At 67.7% G+C, this 21,845-nt stretch carries 17 protein-coding genes; 14 read left to right on the top strand and 3 right to left on the bottom strand.

Annotation, left to right across the window (positions count from 1 at the left end; translation table 11 throughout):
- The first annotated feature begins 34 nt into the window (after positions 1 to 34).
- Complete coding sequence (locus E5206_RS13185; RefSeq protein ID WP_136322880.1) at positions 35 to 493, top strand: universal stress protein; 459 nt, start codon at positions 35 to 37, stop codon at positions 491 to 493.
- On the opposite strand, the gene E5206_RS13180 is transcribed toward E5206_RS13185, so the two are convergent.
- Genes E5206_RS13180 through E5206_RS13170 form a run of 3 tightly spaced genes read right to left on the bottom strand, consistent with a single transcriptional unit; the run spans position 490 to position 4,958 of the window.
- Positions 490 to 1,872 carry an alpha/beta fold hydrolase gene (locus E5206_RS13180; protein ID WP_136324133.1) on the bottom strand — a complete coding sequence of 461 codons (1,383 nt, stop codon included), beginning with the start codon at positions 1,870 to 1,872 and terminating at the stop codon, positions 490 to 492. The two genes, E5206_RS13185 and E5206_RS13180, sit on opposite strands and share 4 nt — an antisense overlap.
- Positions 1,873 to 1,879: 7 nt before the next feature.
- Entirely contained in the window at positions 1,880 to 2,392 is a 513-nt protein-coding gene (locus tag E5206_RS13175) for a GNAT family N-acetyltransferase (RefSeq protein ID WP_136322879.1), read from the bottom strand.
- 19 nt (positions 2,393 to 2,411) lie between these two features.
- Positions 2,412 to 4,958 (bottom strand): DEAD/DEAH box helicase, encoded by a 2,547-nt coding sequence (locus tag E5206_RS13170; protein ID WP_136322878.1) that lies wholly within the window; start codon positions 4,956 to 4,958, stop codon positions 2,412 to 2,414.
- A 147-nt stretch (positions 4,959 to 5,105) separates the two neighbouring features.
- Here E5206_RS13170 and E5206_RS13165 point away from each other — a divergent pair, with 147 nt between their 5' ends.
- The 13 genes from E5206_RS13165 (at position 5,106) to gap (ending at position 21,840) form a co-directional block, all read left to right on the top strand.
- Positions 5,106 to 5,885, top strand: coding sequence for a trans-aconitate 2-methyltransferase (locus E5206_RS13165; RefSeq protein WP_136322877.1), 780 nt, complete (start codon positions 5,106 to 5,108; stop codon positions 5,883 to 5,885).
- 56 nt (positions 5,886 to 5,941) lie between these two features.
- Positions 5,942 to 7,735: an ABC transporter ATP-binding protein gene (locus tag E5206_RS13160; RefSeq protein WP_136324132.1), complete on the top strand. Its 1,794-nt coding sequence runs from the start codon at positions 5,942 to 5,944 to the stop codon at positions 7,733 to 7,735.
- A gap of 80 nt (positions 7,736 to 7,815) precedes the next feature.
- Positions 7,816 to 9,645, top strand: a complete 1,830-nt coding sequence (locus E5206_RS13155; RefSeq protein ID WP_136324131.1) for an ABC transporter ATP-binding protein — start codon at positions 7,816 to 7,818, stop codon at positions 9,643 to 9,645.
- Positions 9,642 to 10,034 carry a GntR family transcriptional regulator gene (locus tag E5206_RS13150; RefSeq protein ID WP_136322876.1) on the top strand — a complete coding sequence of 131 codons (393 nt, stop codon included), beginning with the start codon at positions 9,642 to 9,644 and terminating at the stop codon, positions 10,032 to 10,034. The genes E5206_RS13155 and E5206_RS13150 overlap by 4 nt, the downstream gene beginning before the upstream one ends.
- Before the next feature lie 137 nt (positions 10,035 to 10,171).
- Positions 10,172 to 13,072, top strand: coding sequence for an excinuclease ABC subunit UvrA (gene uvrA, locus E5206_RS13145; RefSeq protein ID WP_240690186.1), 2,901 nt, complete (start codon positions 10,172 to 10,174; stop codon positions 13,070 to 13,072).
- Between the two features lie 147 nt (positions 13,073 to 13,219).
- Positions 13,220 to 13,966, top strand: coding sequence for an HAD hydrolase-like protein (locus E5206_RS13140; protein WP_136322875.1), 747 nt, complete (start codon positions 13,220 to 13,222; stop codon positions 13,964 to 13,966).
- Positions 13,953 to 14,621 carry a lysophospholipid acyltransferase family protein gene (locus E5206_RS13135; protein WP_136322874.1) on the top strand — a complete coding sequence of 223 codons (669 nt, stop codon included), beginning with the start codon at positions 13,953 to 13,955 and terminating at the stop codon, positions 14,619 to 14,621. The genes E5206_RS13140 and E5206_RS13135 overlap by 14 nt, the downstream gene beginning before the upstream one ends.
- Positions 14,622 to 14,701: 80 nt before the next feature.
- Positions 14,702 to 16,729, top strand: coding sequence for an excinuclease ABC subunit UvrC (gene uvrC / locus E5206_RS13130; protein ID WP_136322873.1), 2,028 nt, complete (start codon positions 14,702 to 14,704; stop codon positions 16,727 to 16,729).
- A gap of 174 nt (positions 16,730 to 16,903) precedes the next feature.
- Positions 16,904 to 17,827, top strand: coding sequence for an RNase adapter RapZ (rapZ, locus tag E5206_RS13125; protein ID WP_136322872.1), 924 nt, complete (start codon positions 16,904 to 16,906; stop codon positions 17,825 to 17,827).
- Positions 17,827 to 18,846 carry a uridine diphosphate-N-acetylglucosamine-binding protein YvcK gene (yvcK, locus tag E5206_RS13120; protein ID WP_136322871.1) on the top strand — a complete coding sequence of 340 codons (1,020 nt, stop codon included), beginning with the start codon at positions 17,827 to 17,829 and terminating at the stop codon, positions 18,844 to 18,846. Before rapZ ends, yvcK begins: the two co-directional genes overlap by 1 nt.
- Positions 18,847 to 18,856: 10 nt before the next feature.
- Positions 18,857 to 19,837 (top strand): DNA-binding protein WhiA, encoded by a 981-nt coding sequence (gene whiA / locus E5206_RS13115; RefSeq protein ID WP_136322870.1) that lies wholly within the window; start codon positions 18,857 to 18,859, stop codon positions 19,835 to 19,837.
- 103 nt (positions 19,838 to 19,940) lie between these two features.
- Positions 19,941 to 20,564: a superoxide dismutase gene (locus tag E5206_RS13110; RefSeq protein WP_136322869.1), complete on the top strand. Its 624-nt coding sequence runs from the start codon at positions 19,941 to 19,943 to the stop codon at positions 20,562 to 20,564.
- Between the two features lie 265 nt (positions 20,565 to 20,829).
- Positions 20,830 to 21,840 carry a type I glyceraldehyde-3-phosphate dehydrogenase gene (gene gap, locus E5206_RS13105; RefSeq protein WP_136322868.1) on the top strand — a complete coding sequence of 337 codons (1,011 nt, stop codon included), beginning with the start codon at positions 20,830 to 20,832 and terminating at the stop codon, positions 21,838 to 21,840.
- The last annotated feature ends 5 nt before the right edge of the window (positions 21,841 to 21,845 follow it).

Genomic DNA, 21,845 nt, shown 5'->3' with positions numbered 1-21,845 from the left:
GGATGCACATTGAGGCCAGTGAAAGGAAAGACAAATGACCAGTAACAGCCCATTCATGATTGTGGTTGGTTTTGACGGTTCCGGGAATTCCCAAAATGCACTCGGCTGGGCCGTGGACGAGGCCCGGCAGCGCAACGGCCGGATTCTCCTGGTCACGGCATGGAGCAAACCGCCGCTGGCCTGGTATCCGGCCGTGCTGGAAACGGCCGCCGGCGAAATCGCGGCAGAGGATTCCCCGCAACGCATCGCGGAGACCCTGCAGGCTGACGCCCTGAAGACCGCTGCAGCCGAGGGCGTGGCGGCCACCGGGCAGGTCGTGCACAGCGATTCACCGGCATCAGCCATCCTGGACGCAGCCCAGGGCGCGGACCTCGTCGTCGTCGGCTCCCGCGGCCACGGCGGATTCCCCGGCCTGCACCTGGGCTCCGTCTCCAGCCAGGTGATCAGCCACGCACCCTGCCCTGTCCTCGTCGTCCGGTCCAAGGACTCCTAGGGTGTGAACAGCCCTGCGTCCCGGGCCGAACGGGCCATCCGCAGCAGCCGGCCGAAGATCGCTTCGCCGTCGTCCGCGATGCCGTCATGGTGGAAGTCCGCGGACTCCCAGACCTGCAGGCCCCGGACTGCGGCGGCGGTTTCCAGTGAGAGGTCCCGGTCCACATAGATGTCATCGCGGTACACGGCGGCCGCCACGGGTACGGTGTTGAGGGCCAGCCTGCCCTGATCGTAGAGCGGCTTCCAGTCGCACTTCGCGGCCAGCAGCCGCGCCACGTTGCGCAGCGGACGGAGCGCCGCGTCCTGCTCGAAATACCAGGGGTAGACCATCTCGCCGGTGAGCAGCGGCTCGGCGGCGTCGGGGCGGAACTCGGGGAACTCCTGCAGGACCCGCCAGGCTGCCCAGTCCGTGGCGTCGCCCTGGCCGTAGATGGATTCATGCATAACGGCGTACAGGGGGTTGGCGGAGCGGGACACGATGCCGCGGACCTGCTCCAGGAAGGCGTCCGAGAGGCGGTCGCCGTCGGGGGTGCTGACGAAGGCGTCCTCCAGCAGATGGTGCAGGCCGTCGACCCGGGTGTTGCCGCCCAGGAACGAGCCGACCATCTGGAACCGCTCGACGGTGAGGCGGCCGCCGTCGGGCAGGAACTCCTCGGTGTCCCGGAGGTGCCCCGCGATCCGGGTGACCGTGGCGCGGTCCTCCGGATACCAGCCGAAGTACTCGGCGTTGCGCGCGGCGACGCGCTGGAAGGTGGCCCGGTAGACCCGGTCCGCCGGTCCCGCCAGTGGGGCGAGGCCGCCGGTGACCAGCACCCCGCGCAGCCCCCCGGGCGCGAAGGAGAGGTAGCTGAGCGCGCAGAATCCGCCGTAGCTCTGCCCGTAGACGGTCCAGGGCCCGGAGCCGAGCGCCGCGCGGATCGCCTCGGCATCGGCAACGATGGAGTCGGCCCGGAAATGGGACAGGTAGTCTGCCTGGGCGGCGTCGTCCCCTTGCAGGGGCAGCGTTTTTCGGTCAATCGGGGAGGACAGGCCGGTGCCGCGCTGGTCCAGCATGAGGATCCGGAAGTCCTTCGCCGCGGCCTTGCTCCAGCCGCCGAGGGTCGGGAACCTGTTGCCCCGTCCGCCGGGGCCGCCCTGCAGGTACAGCAGCCAGGGAAGCCGAGCCGCGTCGTCCTCGCTGTGGTCCGTGGAGACGTATTCGCGGGCGAAGACGGTGATGGTCCGGCCGCCCGGTCCGGCACCGTCGTCGCCGAAGTGGTCCAGCGGCACGTCGAAGTAGTGCTCGGCCGTGCGCATTCCGCGGTATTCGTGCCGGGCCCTGACGGTGTGGGCAATGGTGCCCGCTGCCTGGCGCCGGTCGGCGGCGGCCAGGCCTGCCATCGCCGGCTCAGCCACGGGCCCGGGCCTCGTGGGTGCTCTCGTGGGTGTTGCCCAAGGCTTCCAGCGCGTCGCCGGTGAGCCGGAAGGTGGACCATTCCTGCATCGGGGCCGCGCCGAGATTCCGGTAGAAGCTGATGGCGGGCTCGTTCCAGTCCAGCACGCTCCACTCGACGCGCGCATAGCCGCGTTCGACGGCGGTCGCGGCCAGGTACCGCAGCAGGGCTGTGGCGTGGCCTTGGCCGCGGCAATCGGGCCGGACGTAGAGATCCTCGAGGTAGATGCCGTGGACGCCTTCCCACGTGGAGTAGTTCAGGAACCAGAGGGCGAAGCCCTCGACGTCGCCGGAGCCGTTTTCGGCCATCGTGGCGAACACCCGGGGGTTCTCGCCGAACAACACCCCGGCCAGCATTGCCGGGGTGTTGCGGACGGCGTCGGGTTCCTTCTCATAGATGGCCAGGTCATGGATCATCTGCAGGATGGCGGGGACATCTTTTGCCGTCGCGGGCCGGATTACACTCATTGTTCGAGTTTACTGGCGCCTAGAGCCGGTTAACGTCGGTCACCCGGACGACGGCGGTGCCGGTCTCGTCGGAGGCTGCCAGGTCCACCTCGGCCGAGATGCCCCAGTCGTGGTTGCCGGCGGGATCATCGAAGATCTGCCGGACCTTCCACGCCCCGGGCTCCTCGGTGATGATCAGCAGGCCCGGACCGCGCGCGTCCGGGCCGGTGCCGATATCCTGGTGTTCGTCGAAGTAGTCATCCAGCGCGTCTTCCCAGCGCTCGGCGTCCCAGCCGGCACCGCCGTCGAGCTCGCCGAGCTCCGTGGCGGCCTCCTCGGCGAACAGCTCCACCCGGCGGAACATCTCGTTGCGCACCATCACCCGGAAGGCCCGGGTGTTGGAGGTCAACGACGGCGGCGGGGGAGGGGGTGCGTCGTGCGGCGTCGGCGCGGCACCGGAGGTGAGTTCCTCCCACTCGTCCAGCAGGCTGGAGTCGACCTGGCGGACGAGTTCCCCGAGCCAGGCAATAAGGTCTTCGAGGTCTTCGCGGAGGGCGTCCTGCGGGACGGTCTGGCGCAGCGCCTTGAAGCCATCCGCGAGGTAACGCAGCACGATGCCTTCGGAGCGGGCCAGGCCGTAGAACTGGACAAACTCGCCGAAGTTCATGGCGCGTTCGTACATGTCCCGGACGATGGACTTGGGCGCGAGTTCGAAGTCGCCGATCCACGGCGCGGCCCGCCGGTAGACGTCGAACGCCTCGCCGAGGATCTCCGCGAGCGGCTGGGGATAGCTGACTTCCTCGAGCATGGCCATGCGCTGGTCGTAGTCGATCCCGTCGGCCTTCAGCGCGGCGATCGCCTCGCCGCGGGCCTTCTTCTGCTGCGCGGAGAGGATCTGACGCGGCTTCTCCAGCGTCGACTCGATCACGGACACGACGTCGAGGGCGTACGACGGCGACTCCGGGTCCAGCAGCTCCAGCGCCGCGAGGGCGAAGGGGGACAGCGGCTGGTTCAGGGCGAAGTTGGCCTGCAGGTGCACGGTGAGCCGGACGGTGCGGCCGTCCGCGCCCTGTTCCTGAAGCGGGATGCGCTCGACGACGCCGGCCGCCAGCAGCTCCCGGTAGATGCCGAGGGCCTTCTTCATCAGCCGCAGCTGCGAGGAGCGCGGCTCGTGGTTTTCGGTGAGCAGCCGCCGGGTGGCCTTGAACGGATCGCCGGGGCGTTCCATCAGGTTCATCAGCATCGCGTGGGTGACGGTGAAGCTGGAGGTCAGCGGATCCGGGACGGATTCGACCAGCCGCTTGTACGTCGGCTCGCCCCATGACACGAAGCCCTCGGGCGGCTTCTTCCTGACCACCTGGCGCAGCTTTTTCTGGTCGTCGCCGAACTTCGCCGTGGCCTTGGCCATCGCTTTGACATTCTCGGTGACGTGCTCCGGGGCCTGGACCACCACGGTTCCGGCCGTGTCATAGCCGGCCCGGCCGGCCCGGCCGGCGATCTGGTGGAACTCGCGGGAGTTCAGCAGCCGGGTGCGGACGCCGTCGTACTTGCTGAGCGCGGTGAGCAGCACCGTGCGGATGGGAACGTTGATGCCCACCCCGAGGGTGTCGGTGCCGCAGATGACCTTGAGCAGGCCGGCCTGGGCCAGCTGCTCGACGAGGCGCCGGTATTTCGGCAGCATCCCGGCGTGGTGCACACCGATGCCGTGCCGCACCAGCCGGTTGAGGGTCTTGCCGAAGCCGGCCGCGAAGCGGAAGCCGGCGATCAGCTCGCCGATCCTGTCCTTTTCCTCGCGGGTGCAGACATTGATGCTCATCAGGTTCTGGGCGCGTTCAATCGCCTCGGCCTGGCTGAAGTGCACCACGTAGACGGGGACCTGCCTGGTGGCGAGCAGCTCCTCCAGGGTCTCGTGGACGGGCGTCTGCTCGTAGTAGTAATGCAGCGGAATGGGCCGCTCGGCGGAACTGACCGTCGTCGTCGGGCGTCCGGTCAGCGCGCTGATCCCCGCCTCGAAGCGGCTGACGTCCCCGAGCGTGGCGGACATCAGGAGGAACTGGGCCTGCGGGAGTTCCAGCAGCGGGACCTGCCACGCCCAGCCACGCTGCGGGTCGGAGTAGAAGTGGAACTCGTCCATGATGACGGCGCCGAGCCCGGCCGCCGCCCCCTCGCGCAGGGCGATGTTGGCCAGGATTTCGGCGGTGCAGCAGATGATCGGCGCGTCCTGGTTGACGCCGGAGTCGCCCGTGATCATGCCGACGTTCCCGGCTCCGAAGATCTCGCACAGGGCAAAGAATTTCTCCGAGACGAGGGCCTTGATCGGCGCGGTGTAGTAGCTGCGCTGCCCGCGGGCCATGGCCTGGAAGTGCAGGCCGATTGCGACCAGCGATTTGCCGGACCCGGTGGGTGTCGCCAGGATGACGTTGGCTCCGGAGGCAAGCTCCATGATCGCTTCGTCCTGGGCAGCGTAGAGGGCCAGGCCGCGGGTTTCGGTCCATTCGACAAAGCGCGTGTACAGCTCGTCCGGATCAAGGCCCGTCCTGCCGGGGACTCGGGCGGCCGGGGCGGGGAGCTGATCAACGAGTTTCATTGCCTTCCAGCTTAGTGCCCGCGGCCCGGGCCGGGTGTCCGCCTGCACCCCCGGAGCACGCCCGTTGTTTGCGTGGCTCCTTGGCCCGCGGCCCGGGCCGGGGTTACGCTTCGGGATGGGCGCCGCTGCCGGAGACTGGAGGAAAACATGAAATGGGATCCGGCCAAATACGTGCAGTTCGGGGGCTACCGGGACAGGCCCTACTTCGACCTGACGGCCCGGGTCCACGCCGAGGCCCCGAAGCACGTCGTCGACCTCGGCTGCGGCCCCGGCAACCTGACGGCAACCCTCGCCGAGCGCTGGCCCAAGGCGGAAGTCCTGGGCCTGGACTCGTCTCCGGAGATGCTCGCCAAGGCCCGGGACCATGCCGCCAGGGCCGCCAATCTTTCCTTCCAACTGGCCGACATCGCCGGCTGGAGCCCGTCACCGCTGACCGATGTGGTGGTCACGAACGCGGCCCTGCAATGGGTCCCCGGCCACCGTGAACTGCTGCCGCGCTGGCTTGACGCGCTTAAGCCCGGGGCGTGGTTCGCACTGCAGGTACCGGGCAACTTCACGTCTCCCTCGCACACTCTGATGCGGCAACTGGCCGAGTCCGAGGCCTGGGCGGGCCGGCTCGCCGGCGTCCTGCGCCACGACGACGTGGTGGGGGACGGTTCCGAATACCTCGGGATCATGCTCGACGCCGGGTGCGACGCCGATGCCTGGGAGACCACCTATTTCCAGCTCCTCCCGGGTGCGGACCCCGTGCTGGAGTGGGTCCGGGGCACCGGGCTCCGGCCCGTCCTCGCCGCGCTTTCCGCCGAGGAAGCCCGGGAATTCGAGGCCGAGTACTCGGCACTGCTCGCTGAGGCCTACCCGGCCGGCCCGCACGGAACGGTCTTCCCGTTCCGGCGGACCTTTGCCGTGGCCCGCAAGCGGGACTGATCCGGGCCCGGATCCAGCGATGGAGGTTCGGTGTTAATCCAGTGCTGATCGGACTGATGCGGCGGCTGTTATCCGCCCACAAGGCGACCGTGCTCGCGATCGTCCTCCTGCAGCTTGTCCAGACCACCGCGAACCTGCTTCTGCCCACCCTGAACGCCGCCGTCATCGATGAGGGCATCGTCGGGGGCAACATCCCGGAGATCCCGCGCCTCGGCGCCTGGATGGCTGGAATCGCCGCCGTCCAGGTGGTGGCTGCCGTCGCCGCGGGCTACCTCGGCGCGGTTGTGGCGATGGACGTGGGGCGGCAGTTGCGCGAGGAACTTTTTGCAAAGGTGCAGTCGATGTCCTCGCAGGAAGTCGGGGCGTTCGGCGCGCCCAGCCTCGTCACCCGGGCCACCAACGACGTCACCCAGATCCAGAACCTCGCGGTCCTCGTCTTCACCATGCTGGTGGCGGCGCCAGCCATCTTCCTCGGCGGCATCGCCCTGGCGATACACCAGGACGTCGCACTGTCCGGCATCGTGATGGCGGTGATTCCGGTGCTTGCCCTCATCATGGCGGCCATCGTGCGCCGGCTGATCCCCCTGTACCGGGAGGGCCAGGAACTGATCGACCGGATCAGCCGGGTGCTGCGCGAGCAGATCATCGGCGCCAACGTCATCCGCGGTTTCGTCCGGCAGGGGCACGAAATCCGCCGCTTCGACGGGGCCAACAAGGACCTCACCCGGAACAACCTGCACTCCGCGCTGCTCGTCGCCGGCATGATGCCGATGATCATGCTTGTGGTCAACCTCTCCTCCGTGGCCGTGGTCTGGTTCGGCGGCCACCGGATCCAGGCCGGCGAGATGCGGCTGGGCGCGCTGACCGCCTTCATCGCCTACATCCTGCAGATCCTGATTGCCATCATGATGGCCATGTACGTGTTCACGACTGCCCCTCGTGCGGCCGTCTGTGCCGAACGGATCCAGGCGGTGCTGGACACCGTTCCCGCGATCGCGGACCCGGCACCGGCACCGGCACCGGCGGCAGGCAGCACCCGGGCGTCAGGCGGCCCGGCGTTTGCAGGCAACGCGCCCACCCACAACACAGCCAACACCGGGAATACAGGCATCAGCGTCGAGTTCCGCGGGGTGACCTTCGCCTACCCCGGCGCCGAGGCACCGGTGCTCGACGGCATCAGCTTCACGGCGGTGCCCGGGACCACAACTGCGGTGATCGGTGCCACCGGCAGCGGCAAGACGACCCTGCTTAACCTGATCCCGCGCTTCCTGGACGCCACCGGCGGGGAGATCCGCATCGGCGGCCGCAATATCCGCGGGCTGCCGCTCGGGACCCTCCGCGGCCTTATTTCCATGGTCCCGCAGCAGTCCTACCTGTTCTCCGGGACGATCGCGGACAACCTGCGCATGGGTTCCGCCGAGGCAAGCGACGAGGAGCTCTGGCAGGTGCTCGGGACGGCGCAGGCCGGGAACTTCGTCCGCGGGTTGCCCCGCGGGCTTGGCTCCGCCGTGAGCGAGGGCGGCACCAACTTCTCCGGCGGCCAGCGGCAGCGGCTGTGCATTGCCCGGGCCCTGCTCCGGGCTGCCCCGGTCTACCTCTTCGACGACAGTTTCTCCGCCCTTGACTACGGCACGGACTTGAGGCTCCGTGCGGCCATCGAACCGCTGCTGCGCTCCGCCACCGTGCTGATCGTGGCCGAGCGGGTGGCCACCATCGTGGACGCCGGCCTCATCCTGGTGCTCGAAGGCGGCCGGTTGGTCGCGCAGGGCACCCACCAGCAGCTTATGGAGTCCTCGCGGAGCTACCAGGAGATCGCGGCCTCCCAGCTCGTCCTGGAGGAGACGCCGTGACTCGGTCCCGGGACGGCGGCCCATCCCGGTGGCGGGCCGCCGTCCGGCTGCTGGGGCTGCTGAGGCCCTCGAAGTGGCGGATGCTTGGCGTCATCGCGGCGACCTGTGCCTTCGCGGCACTCAACGTGGGGGCGCCCAAAGTGCTGGGCGACGCCACCGACGTCGTGGTCGCCGCTGTGGTGGGGGACTTCTTCGACGAGGAGAAGCTGGCCGCCCTGCTGCTGGGGGTCTCCGTCATGTATCTCGGGGCCTCGGTCTTCAGCTGGATCCAGGGCTCGCTGACAGCCACGGCGGTGCAGCGCATCGGCTACGGGCTCCGCGCCTCGGTCGAGGAGAAACTGCACGTGCTGCCGTCCAGCCATTTTGACGAACAGCACCGCGGGGAGGTCCTCAGCAGGGCCACCAACGACGTCGACAACATCTCGCAGGCGCTGAACCAACTGCTCAACCAGCTCATCATGTCCGTCCTGATGCTCCTCGGAGCGCTGGCCATGATGCTGTTGCTCTCGCCGCTCCTGGCGCTGATCGCCCTGCTGTCCGTGCCGCTCTCGACCCTGGCCACCGTGCTGGTGGCACGCAGCTCGCAGGCCCACTTCACCGAGCAGTGGAGCAGCACGGGCGAGCTGCACTCCCAGCTGGAGGAATTCTTCACCGGACACGAGGTGATCAAGGCCTTCGGCAGGCAGGAAGCATCGGCCGCCAGTTTCAGGGCAAGCAACGCCAAGCTCACCCGTGCCAGCGCCCGCGCCCAGTATGTGTCCGGCGCCGTGCAGCCGCTTATGGTCTTCGTTTCCAACCTCAACTACATCGCCGTCGCCGTGGTGGGTGCGCTCCAGGTCACGACGGGTGCCATGACCATTGGCGGCCTGCAGGCGTTCTTCCAGTTCAGCCGGCTCTTCAGCCAGCCGATGGGCCAGATCGGCGGCATGCTGACCCTGGTGCAGTCATGCCTGGCCTCGGCCGAGCGCGTCTTTTTCTTCCTGGATGCGCCGGAGATTCCGCCGGAGACCCCGGCCACGGCCCCGGGGCGACGCCCGGTCCCGAAGCCGTCCCCGGCCCCGGTCCGGAACACGGCGCGCCACAGCTCCCGGGAACCGTCCCTGACCCCGGGGGAGGACAGCGCCGCCGCGACGCAGCCGGTAGTGGCGGGGCACGTCGTCTTCGAACACGTCACGTTCAGCTACGGCCCGGGTTCCCCGGCGGTCGAGAACCTCTCCTTCGCCGTGGAACCGGGGCAGACCGTGGCGATCGTCGGCCACACCGGCGCAGGCAAGACGACGGTCGTCAACCTGCTGATGCGCTTCTACGAACTGGACTCCGGCCGGATCACCGTCGACGGGACGGACATCGCGGAGCTGCCCCGGGATGAACTGAGGAGCCGCTTCGGTACCGTGCTGCAGGATGCGTGGCTGTTCACCGGCACCATCCGGGACAACATCGAGTACGGACGGCCCGGCGCCTCCGACGCCGAGATCGTCGCCGCGGCCCGGGCCAGCCATGTGGACCAGTTCGTCCGGTCCCTCCCGGCCGGCTATGCCACCATGCTCGGCAACGACGGCGACTCGCTGAGCCGCGGCCAGCGCCAGCTCATCTCCATCGCCCGGGCCGAGCTGGCCGGACGCAGCATCCTGGTGCTGGACGAGGCCACGAGCTCGGTGGACAGCCGCACCGAGGTGCAGATCCGCAAGGCGATGAAACGGCTGCGGGAAGGTCACACAAGCTTCGTCATTGCCCACCGCTTGTCCACGGTCCGGGACGCTGATCTAATTCTTGTCATGGACCACGGACGGATCGTTGAACACGGGACCCATCAGCAGCTGATGGCCAGGGGCGGGCGCTACACCGCTTTGTATGAGGCCCAGTTCGCCGGCCGCGAACAAACGCAGGGCGTCACGGGGCCGGAGCAATGAGCCCCGCCGAGATTTCAACGGAGCGTTTCCCGGGCGTCTGGAAGCCCAACCCGGCCAGTTCCGTGCCGCTGTTCGAACAGCTCCGCCTGAACATCATCGAACGTGCCGACAACGGGACACTGGCGCCGGGCACCAGGCTGCCGGCGGTCCGCAGCCTGGCCGGTGAACTGGGGGTCGCACCGCACACCGTGGCGCGCGCCTACAAGGAACTTGAGGCTGCCGGCGTCGTGGTGACCCGCGGCCGGAACGGGACGGTTGTCTGCGCCCGGGACGAGGCCTGGAGCTCATTGTCCGCCGCGGCCGCGGCCTTCGCCGCGGCCGCGAATGCCCAGGGTGCCAGCTTCGCCGAGGCCGTGCAGTTGCTTGCCGCCGCCTATGACCGCGACTAGCAGATCCGGCCGGTGGAGACTTCGGCGGGAATAGTTGTTCGAAGAAATTTTCGATTAGCATTGGTAGCGTGCCTAAAGCTGTAGCTGAAGATCCAGCCGTTGAAGTCCAGTCCTCCGTTCCGAAGGGCTCAGCTCCCGTGAACTCCGCCAAACCGGGCCGCGCGGACGATTCCCGGCCGGAGCTGAAACGTCCCGACCTGTCGCGCCTCATCGTCAAGGGCGCGCGCGAACACAACCTGCGCAACGTGGACCTGGACCTGCCGCGCGACGCGATGATCGTTTTCACGGGGCTGTCCGGCTCGGGAAAGTCCTCCCTCGCCTTCGACACGATCTTCGCCGAAGGCCAGCGCCGCTACGTGGAATCGCTGTCCGCCTACGCGCGGCAGTTCCTCGGCCAGGTCGACAAACCCGACGTCGACTTCATCGAAGGCCTCTCACCCGCGGTCTCCATCGACCAGAAATCCACCAGCAAGAACCCCCGTTCCACCGTTGGCACCATCACCGAGATCTACGACTACATGCGCCTGCTGTGGGCCCGGGTCGGCCGCCCGTACTGCCCCATCTGCGGGGAGCCGGTGGCGAAGCAGACCCCGCAGCAGATCGTGGACCAGTTGCTGGAACTCCCGGACGGCACCCGCTTCCAGGTGCTCGCACCCGTGGTCCGTGGGCGCAAGGGCGAATTCGTGGACCTGTTCCGGGAACTGACCGCCAAGGGCTACTCCCGCGCCCGGGTCGACGAAAAGCTCATCCAGCTCAGTGATCCGCCCAAGCTGGGCAAGCAGTTCAAGCACACCATCGAAGTCGTCGTGGACCGCCTCGTGGTCAAGGACGGCATCCGGCAGCGCCTCACGGACTCGGTGGAGACCGCCCTCGGACTGGCCGAAGGCCGGATCCTGGCCGAATTTGTCGACCTCGACGCGGCGGACCCGGAGCGGACCAGGGCCTTCTCCGAACACCTCGCCTGCCCCAACGAGCATCCGCTGGCCATCGACGAGATCGAGCCGCGTTCCTTTTCCTTCAACAACCCCTTCGGCGCCTGCCCGGCGTGCAGCGGGATCGGCACCAAGCTGGAAGTCGATGAGGAACTCATCATTCCGAACCCGGAGCTTTCCCTCGCGGAAGGGGCGATCGCGCCGTGGTCCCTGGGCACCGCGACGACGGAGTACTGGAACCGCCTGCTCGCCGGCCTCGCCCAGGAGCTCGATTTCTCGATGACGGACCCCTGGCAGAAGCTGTCCGCCGAGGTCCGGCAGACCGTCCTGCACGGCAAAGACCACAAGGTCGTGGTGCAGTACCGCAACCGGTTCGGCCGGGAGCGCAAGTACAGCACGGGCTTCGAGGGCGTCATCCAGTACGTCCACCGCAAGCACACCGAGACCGATTCGGATTCGGCCAGGGACCGCTACGAGGAGTACATGCGGCAGATCCCGTGCCCGGCCTGCAACGGTGCCCGGCTGAACCCGGCATCGCTCTCCGTGCTGATCAACGGCAAGTCCATTGCCGAGGTCGCCGCCCTGCCGATGCGAGAATGCGCCCACTTCCTGGACACCCTTGTGCTCACCGGCCGCGAGGCCCAGATCGCCCACCAGGTCCTCAAGGAGATCCAGGCCCGCCTGACCTTCCTGCTCGACGTCGGGCTGGAGTACCTGAACCTGGAACGGCCGTCCGGGACCCTGTCCGGCGGCGAAGCCCAGCGCATACGGCTGGCCACCCAGATCGGTTCCGGCCTCGTGGGCGTGCTCTACGTCCTCGACGAGCCCTCGATCGGCCTGCACCAGCGGGACAACCGCCGCCTGATCGAAACGCTCACCCGGCTGCGCGACCTCGGCAACACCCTGATTGTCGTGGAGCACGACGAGGACACCATCCACGAAGCCGACTGGGTGGTCGACATCGGACCCGGCGCCGGCGAGCACGGCGGCGTGGTCGTCCACTCCGGCTCCTACGAGGACCTCCTGAAGAACACCGAGTCCCTCACCGGCGACTACCTCTCCGGCCGCCGGAAGATCGACATCCCGACGAAGCGGCGCAAGTACGACAAGAAGCGTGAGCTGAAGGTCACCGGGGCCAAGGAGAACAACCTCCTCAACGTCGACGCGACCTTCCCGCTGGGCCTCTTCACGGCCGTGACCGGGGTCAGCGGCTCCGGCAAGTCGACCCTGGTCAATGAAATCCTCTACAAGGTGCTGGCCAACAAGCTCAACGGCGCCAAGCAGGTCGCCGGTCGGCATAAGTCCGTCCAGGGACTCGAGCACCTGGACAAGGTGGTGCACGTTGACCAGAGCCCCATCGGCCGCACCCCGCGCTCCAACCCGGCCACCTACACGGGTGTCTTCGACCACATCCGCAAGCTCTTCGCCGACACAACCGAGGCGAAGGTCCGCGGCTACATGCCGGGAAGGTTCTCCTTCAACGTCAAGGGCGGCCGCTGTGAGGCCTGCTCGGGTGACGGCACGCTGAAGATCGAAATGAACTTCCTGCCCGATGTCTATGTGCCGTGCGAGGTCTGCCATGGTGCCCGCTACAACCGGGAAACGCTCGAGGTCCATTACAAGGGCAAGACCATCGCGGACGTGCTGAACATGCCGATCGAGGAAGGCGCCGGGTTCTTTGCGGCCTTCTCGCCGATCGCACGGCACCTCAACACGCTCGTCGACGTCGGACTGGGGTACGTCCGGCTGGGACAGCCCGCCACGACGCTCTCCGGCGGCGAGGCCCAGCGCGTGAAGCTGGCGGCCGAACTCCAGAAGCGTTCCAACGGCCGCAGCGTCTACGTCCTCGACGAGCCCACCACGGGCCTGCACTTCGAGGACATCAGGAAGCTGCTGATGGTCCTCCAGGGCCTCGTGGACAAGGGCAACACGGTCATCACGATCGAGCACAACCTCGATGTCATCAAGAGCGCGGACTGGATCGTGGATCTGGGGCCCGACGGCGGCTCCGGCGGCGGCCGGATCGTCGCCTCCGGTACGCCGGAGCAGGTGGCAAAGTCGACGGAGAGCCACACGGCGGCGTTCCTCGCTGACATCCTGGCCTGACCGCGACGCGCCGTCTGCCCCGTGACGCGCAAATGCCCTGGCGCTGCCGGAATTCCGGCAGCGCCAGGACATTTGCGCGTCGCCAGACGAAAAGCAGGGCGCGGATGCGAGTTTCTGGCATCCGCGCACTCGTGAGAAACTAAGCCGGTGACCCATACAACAGTGCCCGTGATCTTCGACCTGGACGGCACTCTTGTCGATCCGGCCCGGGGGATATCGGACGGAATCGCCGCGGCCCTCACGGAACTCGGACTCGCTGTGCCAGGCCGGGCCGGGCTGGACGCGATGATCGGCCCGAAGCTCAGCCACTCTCTTCTGGACATCGCCGGCGTTCCGGCGGAGCAGCTGGAAGAGGCCATCCGGATCTACCGGGCGCACTACCTGTCCACCGGGATCGCGCAGAGCCGGCTCTATCCCGGCGTCCGGGCCTTGCTGGAGTCATACGCCGAGGCCGGACGGCCGATCGCCGTCGCCACCCAGAAGCCCGAATACCTGGCCCGCATCGTGCTGGAACACCATGGGATCGACACCTGCTTCCGCTCCATCCGCGGCTCCGCCGCCGACGAGGCCAGCCCCGCGGATGGCCCGGAGGGCAAAGCCGGCATCGTCGCCGCAGCCCTGGGCGATCTCGGCACGCAGTACGCCGTGATGGTGGGGGACCGCGCCCAGGATGTGGCCGGCGCCGCGGCGAACGGACTGGACTGCATCGGCGTCGCCTGGGGTTTTGCGCTCGACGGCGAGCTGCGCGAGGCGGGCGCCGTCGAGATCGTGCACAGCACGACGGGCCTGCACGAGACCATCAGCAGGCTGGACGGCGTCCGGGCGGATGCCCGGGACACCAACGCCGCGATGGCCGACGCCCTGAACGAGGTGCGCACCGATGGCAGTGTTTGACGCAATCCGCTGGACCACCCGCGGGCTCATTTCCTCCACCTGCCGGCCCACTGTCATCGGCCTGGAATACGTGCCTACGGAAGGCCCGTTCATCGTGGCGCCGAACCATCTCTCCTTCCTGGACAGCGTGATTGTCCAGGCCCTGATGCCCCGTCCCGTAGCGTTCTTCGCCAAGGCCGAGTACTTCACCACCGGGGGCGTCAAGGGCAGGGTCATGAAGTCCTTCTTCGAAGCCGTGGGGTCCATCCCGGTCGAGCGTGGCGAACAGGCAGCCAGTGTCCAGGCACTGAAGACCCTGCTGGAGATCCTCGAGGCCGGCAAGGGCATCGGCATCTACCCCGAAGGCACGCGCTCCAGGGACGGCATCCTGTATCGCGGACGCACCGGCGTCGGCTGGCTCGCGCTCACCACGGGCGCCCCGGTGATTCCGGTCGGCCTGATCGGGACCGAGAACCTGCAGCCGGCGGACAGCAAGTCCGTCAAACCGCAGCACTTCACCATGAAGGTGGGCGAACCGCTCTACTTCGAGAAGACCGGCCCGGACCACTCGCTGCCGGCACGCCGCCAGGTCACCGACCGCATCATGGACGCCATCGCGGAGCTGACAGGCCAGGAACGCTCCACCGGCTACAACCAGAGCAAGAGCGTCGAATAGCCCGCACGGCCTGCGGCAGGGCGGGCAGCCGCCGCGCCACCCGGTCAGGTTCACCGCGGCATGCTCAGTAGACTGGATACGTGGCAGATCCAGCGAGTTACCGTCCCCAGACGGGTGAGATTCCGACCAATCCGGGCGTGTACCGCTTCCGCGACCCGCATGGGCGGGTCATCTATGTCGGCAAGGCCAAGAACCTCCGGTCCCGGCTGAACTCCTACTTCGCCAACCCCTCCGGGCTGCTGCCCAAGACCTACGCCATGGTCCACACGGCCAGCAGCGTCGAGTGGACCGTCGTCGGCAGCGAACTTGAGTCCCTCCAGCTCGAATACACCTGGATCAAGGAGTTCACGCCCCGGTTCAACGTCATGTTCCGGGACGACAAGACCTACCCGTACCTCGCCGTGACAATGGGGGAGAAGTACCCCCGCGTCCAGGTCCTGCGCGGCGAACGCCGGAAGGGCACCCGCTACTTCGGCCCCTACACCGCCGGCGCCATCCGGGAGACCCTGGACACCCTGCTGCGCGTCTTCCCGGTCCGCAGCTGCAGCGCGGGGGTGCTGAAACGGGCCGAAGCCAGCGGCCGCCCCTGCCTGCTCGGCTACATCGACAAATGTGCGGCCCCCTGCGTCGGCCGCATCTCGGCCGAGGACCACCGCGCCCTGGCGGAAGACTTCTGCAGCTTCATGGGCGGGGAAGCCAGGCCCTTCGTCACGAGGCTGGAAAAGGAGATGGCCGCCGCCGTCGCGGAGCTCGACTACGAACGGGCAGCCCGGCTCCGGGATGACATCGTCGCGCTGAAGAAGGTCTTTGAACGCAACGCAGTGGTCCTGTCCGAGGACACCGACGCAGACGTCTTCGCCCTGCACGAGGACGAGCTGGAAGCGGCGGTGCAGGTCTTCCACGTCCGCGGCGGCCGGATCCGCGGCCAGCGCGGCTGGGTCGTGGAAAAGGTCGAAGACTCAACCACCCCGGACCTCGTCGAGCATCTGCTTCTGCAGGTCTACGGCGACGAGGCCGGGATCCAGGGCAGACTGCCCCGCGAGGTCCTCGTCCCGGCCGAACCCAGCAACGCGGCCGAACTCACGGAATGGCTCAGCGGGCTGCGGGGCGCCAGGGTCGACGTCCGGGTGCCGCAGCGCGGCGACAAGGCCGCCCTGATGTCGACCGTCCGGGAGAACGCCGAGCATGCCCTGCGGCTCCACAAGACCCGCCGCGCCGGCGATCTGACCGTCCGTTCCCAGGCCCTCCAGGAGTTGCAGGAGGCGCTGGAGCTGCCCGTCGCCCTGCTGCGGATCGAATGCTACGACATCTCCCATGTCCAGGGCACCAACGTGGTCGGCTCCATGGTCGTCGTTGAGGACGGGTTGCCGAAGAAGTCCGACTACCGGAAGTTTTCCGTCACCGGGGCAGCGGCCAGCGACGACACCGCGGCCATGCACGACGTCCTGACCCGCCGCTTCCGCCATTACCTGGACGACCAGGCGGCCCTGGCCGACGCGGGCCGGCAGCCCGGCCGCCAGGCCGGGCCCGCGGCAGCGGCGGCCGGCGCCACTGTCGTCGCCCTCGCGGTGGAAGACACCACGACGCCGGCGGTGCGGACGAAATTCGCCTACCCGCCGAACCTCGTGGTGGTGGACGGCGGCCAGCCGCAGGTCAACGCCGCGGCCCGGGCGCTGGCCGGACTGGGGATCGAGGACGTCTATGTCGTCGGCCTCGCCAAACGTCTCGAGGAAGTCTGGCTGCCGGACAGCGACTTCCCGGTGATCCTGCCACGCGCCTCGGCCGGGCTCTACCTGCTGCAGCGCATCCGCGACGAGGCCCACCGCTTCGCCATCTCCTTCCACCGGCAGAAGCGCGGCAAGGCCATGACCGTGTCCGCGCTCGACGGCGTGCCCGGCCTCGGTGAGTCCAAGCGGAAGGCCCTGCTGGCCGAGTTCGGATCGCTCAGGAACATCAAGGCGGCGACTCCCGAGGAACTGACCGCGGCCAAGGGGATCGGGCCGTCCCTGGCCGGGGCGATCGTCCGGCACCTCCACACGGACGACGGCGCCGAAGCCGCCACCGTGCCCGCCATCAACATGACCACCGGGGAAATCCTCGACACTTAGCTAGCACCGGGAATCTTAGCTAGGGTTAGGAGTTGGGAAACGCCGTGCGGTGCCTGCAGCCAAACGAGGCGGCAGACACCGCGCGGCGTCCCCCAGACAGCGGCAAAACAGAGCCAAGACCAAGACACAGCAAGAGACACAGCTGGAACGGACAGCAGAAACGGGGCTTCACAGATGGCAGACTCGACGGCGGGATCCGGACCGGAGGCGGACAGCATGACGCCGGTCAAGCCCGTAGAGGCGGAGCTGCTCGTAGTGACGGGGATGTCGGGAGCCGGCCGGAGCACCGCCTCGGACGCCCTGGAAGACCATGGCTGGTACGTGGTGGAGAACCTCCCGCCGCAGATGCTGGGCACACTGGCGGAGCTGGTATCCCGCACACCGCACTCGATGTCCAGGCTCGCGGTGGTGATGGATGTCCGTAGCAAGGAGCTCTTCGCTGACATCCGCACAGCCCTCCGCGCCCTGGCAGCCAGCGGCGTCACCTTCCGGGTGCTGTTCCTGGACGCCAACGATGACGTGCTGGTCCGCCGCTTCGAACAGGGCCGGCGGCCCCATCCCTTGCAGGGAGGGGGCCGGATCCTCGACGGCATCGCGGCCGAGCGGGAGCTGGTGCGCGAGCTCCGGGACTCCGCGGACATCGTCCTGGACACATCCGAACTGAACGTGCATGGTCTCGCGACCGCCATCACGGAACTGTTCAGCGATACCGGACCCGTGGCGCTGCGGCTCAATGTCATGAGCTTCGGGTTCAAGTACGGGCTTCCCGTGGATGCCAACTTTGTCGCCGACGCCCGCTTCATCCCCAACCCGCACTGGGTGCCGCAACTGCGCCCGCACACGGGCCTGGACAAGGATGTCAGCGACTATGTGCTGGAGGCCCAGGGCGTCAAAGAGTTCGTGGAACGCTACGTCCTGGCGCTTGAACCCGTCCTGGACGGCTACCGGCGCGAGAACAAGCACTACGCGACGCTCGCCGTCGGCTGCACCGGCGGCAAGCACCGTTCCGTGGCGGTTGCCGTGGAGCTGTCGCGGCGGCTTGCGCAGTACCCGCGCGTCACCGTGACCACCACGCACCGGGACCTGGGCCGCGAATAATGGCACTCCTCACCGGCCCGATGCCCCTGGTGCCGCCGGCCAGCGCGGCATTCGCCAGCCAGCAGGACAAGGGCCCCTCGGTCGTTGCCCTCGGCGGCGGCCACGGCCTCTCCGCCTCGCTGTCCGCGCTGCGCCTGCTCACCTCCGAACTGACCGCCATCGTCACGGTGGCGGACGACGGCGGCTCGTCCGGCCGGCTCCGGGAAGAGTATGGTGTCCTCCCGCCCGGAGACCTGCGGATGGCGCTGTCGGCGTTGTGCGACGACACCGACTGGGGCCGCACCTGGCGCGATGTTATGCAGCACCGCTTCAAGCCGGGCAAAGGCCGTGGCGGGTCCCTCGATGAGCATGCCATGGGGAACCTGCTGATCGTCACCCTGTGGGAACTGCTCGGGGATACGGTGGCCGGCCTCAAATGGGCCGGTGCGCTGCTGGGCGCCCGCGGCGAGGTCCTGCCGATGTCCAGTACTCCGCTGACCATCGAGGGCCAGATCAGCGTCACGGCGCCGGACGGCAGTTCCGTGCTGCAGACCCTCAGCGGACAGGCGAAGTGCGCCGTCGCGGGATCCCTGCAGCACGTCAGGCTGCTGCCGGAGGACGCGCCCGCATGCATCGAGGCCCTGACCGCGATCGAACTGGCCGACTGGGTGATCCTTGGCCCGGGCTCCTGGTACACCTCCGTGCTGCCGCACCTGCTGCTGCCCGAGATGCGTGAGGCGCTGTGCAATACGGCGGCCCGGCGCTGCCTGACGATGAACCTGGCCACGGACACCAAAGAGACCATGGGCATGACCGCGGCCGACCATCTGCGCGTGCTGCGCGAGTATGCGCCGGGCTTCACGGTCGACGTCGTCCTGGCGGATCCGGCGTCGGTGCCGGACCTCGCCGATTTCAAGCTGGTGGCAGGGATGCTGGGAGCCGAGGTGGTGTTGGGTAAAGTGGGGGCGTCTGGTCGACGTCCGGTCCACGACCCGCTGCGTCTGGCAACGGCGTACCACGACATTTTCGGGAACAGTTAGGAAAGGTGCCATGGCACTGACAGCATCAGTCAAGGAAGAACTTTCCCGTCTGGATATCAAGAAGTCCTCTGTCCGCAAGGCAGAAGTGTCGGCCATGCTCCGCTTCGCCGGCGGGCTGCACATCATCTCCGGCCGGATCGTGATCGAGGCCGAAGTCGACCTCGCCTCCACCGCGCGGCGGTTGCGTGCCGCCATCGCAGAGGTCTATGGCCACCAGAGCGAGATCATCGTCGTCTCCGGCGGCGGCCTGCGCCGCGGCAGCCGCTACGTCGTCCGGGTGGTGCGCGACGGCGAAGCCCTCGCCCGCCAGACCGGCCTCCTCGACGCCCGCGGGCGTCCCGTCCGCGGGCTCCCATCGGTGGTGGTCAACGGATCCGCCGCCGACGCTGAAGCAGTCTGGCGGGGCGCGTTCCTTGTCCACGGTTCCCTCACCGAGCCCGGCCGCTCCTCCGCCATGGAGGTCACCTGCCCGGGCCCTGAATCCGCCCTGGCCCTCGTCGGCGCGGCCCGCCGCCTTGGCATCCAGGCGAAGGCCCGTGAGGTCAGGGGAGTGGACCGCGTCGTGATCCGCGACGGCGACACCATCGCGGCGCTGCTGACCCGGATGGGCGCCCACGACGCCCTCATGGTCTGGGAGGAACGCCGCATGCGCAAGGAAGTCCGGGCCACGGCGAACCGGCTGGCGAACTTCGATGACGCCAACCTGCGCCGCTCCGCGCAGGCCGCCGTCGCCGCCGGCGCCCGGGTTGACCGCGCCCTGGAAATCCTCGGCGACGACGTCCCGGGCCACCTTAAATACGCCGGGGAGCTGCGGGTCGCCCACAAGCAGGCCAGCCTCGACGAACTCGGCCGCCTCGCCGACCCGGTGATGACCAAGGACGCCATCGCCGGCCGGATCCGCAGGCTCCTGGCCATGGCGGACAAGCGGGCCGAGGACCTGGGAATTCCGGGAACGGAGGCCAATGTGACGCCTGAAATGCTCGACGACTAACCGCGGCCTAGAATCGACAACAGACTTCCGGGTACTAAACCATCCGGATGCACAATCCCAGAGTTACCAAACCGGACAACTGTCCACGACATTGGAGGATTTTGTGACCGAATACGTACTGCCAGAACTCGAGTATGACTATGCAGCGCTTGAGCCCCACATTTCCGCACGGATCATGGAGCTGCACCACAGCAAGCACCACGCCACCTACGTGGCCGGCGCCAACAACGCCCTGAAGCAGCTGGCCGAGGCACGCGAGAAGGGCGACTTCGCCAACATCAACCGCTTGTCCAAGGACCTGGCGTTCCACACCGGCGGCCACATCAACCACTCCGTGTTCTGGAAGAACCTCTCCCCGGACGGTGGCGACAAGCCCGAGGGTGAGCTCGCGGCGGCCATCGACGACGCGTTCGGCTCCTTCGACGCTTTCCGCGCCCACTTCAGCGCGGCGGCGCTGGGCCTGCAGGGTTCAGGCTGGGCATTCCTGGCCTACGAGCCCATCGGCGGCAACCTCGTGATCGAGCAGCTCTACGATCAGCAGGGCAACGTTGCGGTAGGCACCACCCCGCTGCTGATGCTGGACATGTGGGAGCACGCCTTCTACCTGGACTACGTCAACGTCAAGGCCGACTACGTCAAGGCCTTCTGGAACATCGTGAACTGGGCCGACGTCGCCAAGCGCTTCGACGCGGCCCGTAAGAACGCAAGTGGCCTCATTACCCTGTAAGGGTGACGCGGCGCACATCTGCCTGTAACAAACTTCACATTCCGCGCCTTTAAGGGCGAATCGTGGATGGTCCGCCCCCGCACTTGCGGGGGTGGACCCCGTTAAACGTAAGATAGGTCACGGAAGGCGGTTAGCCTTCAGCAATGTGGCTGGTCGCCCTCCGATCTGTTAATCATCTCTGCCCAATGGCGTGCGGGATCTGTTAGTTGGCTTGAACGCCTTCTCAACTAATCGTGCTTGCAAGAGCACCAAGGAGACTGAAAACGTGACGACCCGTATTGGTATTAACGGCTTTGGCCGCATCGGCCGCAACTACTTCCGCGCCGCCCTGGCACAGGGTGCAGACCTGGAGATCGTTGCCGTCAACGACCTCACCAGCCCGGAAACCCTCGCCCACCTGCTGAAGTACGACTCCGTGGGCGGACGCCTGGCCCAGACCGTCTCGGTTGTCGACGGCAACATCGTCGTCGACGGCAAGTCCATCAAGGTCCTGGCCGAGCGCGATCCCGCGAAGCTGCCGTGGGGTGAGCTCGGCGTCGACATCGTCATCGAGTCCACCGGTTTCTTCACCAAGGCTGCCGACGCGCAGAAGCACATCGACGCCGGTGCCAAGAAGGTCCTGATCTCCGCTCCCGCCTCGGACGAGGACATCACGATCGTGATGGGTGTCAACCACGAACTCTACGACCCGGCCGCGCACCACATCATTTCCAACGCCTCCTGCACCACCAACTGCCTCGGCCCGCTGGCCAAGGCCGTCAACGACGCCTTCGGCATCGAGCGTGGCCTGATGACCACCATCCACGCCTACACCGCTGACCAAAACCTGCAGGACGGCCCGCACCGGGACCTCCGCCGGGCCCGTGCCGCCGCCATCAACATGGTCCCCACCTCCACGGGTGCGGCCAAGGCAATCGGCCTGGTCCTGCCCGAACTCAAGGGCAAGCTCGACGGCTACGCCATCCGCGTCCCGGTCCCGACCGGTTCGGCAACCGACCTGACCGTCACAGTCTCCCGCGAAACCACCGTCGCGGAAGTGAACGCAGCCCTCAAGGCGGCCTCGGAGACCGAAGAGCTCAAGGGCCTGCTGACCTACACCGAGGACCCGATCGTCTCCTCGGACATCGTCGGAGACCCGGCGTCCTCGATCTTTGACTCCGGACTCACCAAGGTGATCGGCAACCAGGTCAAGGTTGTTGCCTGGTATGACAACGAATGGGGCTACTCCAACCGACTGGTGGACCTCACGGAGCTCGTCGCAGCCAAGCTGGGCTAGGGTAA

The organism is Arthrobacter sp. PAMC25564, assembly GCF_004798705.1.
Taxonomy (GTDB): domain Bacteria; phylum Actinomycetota; class Actinomycetes; order Actinomycetales; family Micrococcaceae; genus Arthrobacter.
Note: the sequence above shows the minus strand (reverse complement) of the source record. Positions and strands in the feature narration are given on the sequence as shown.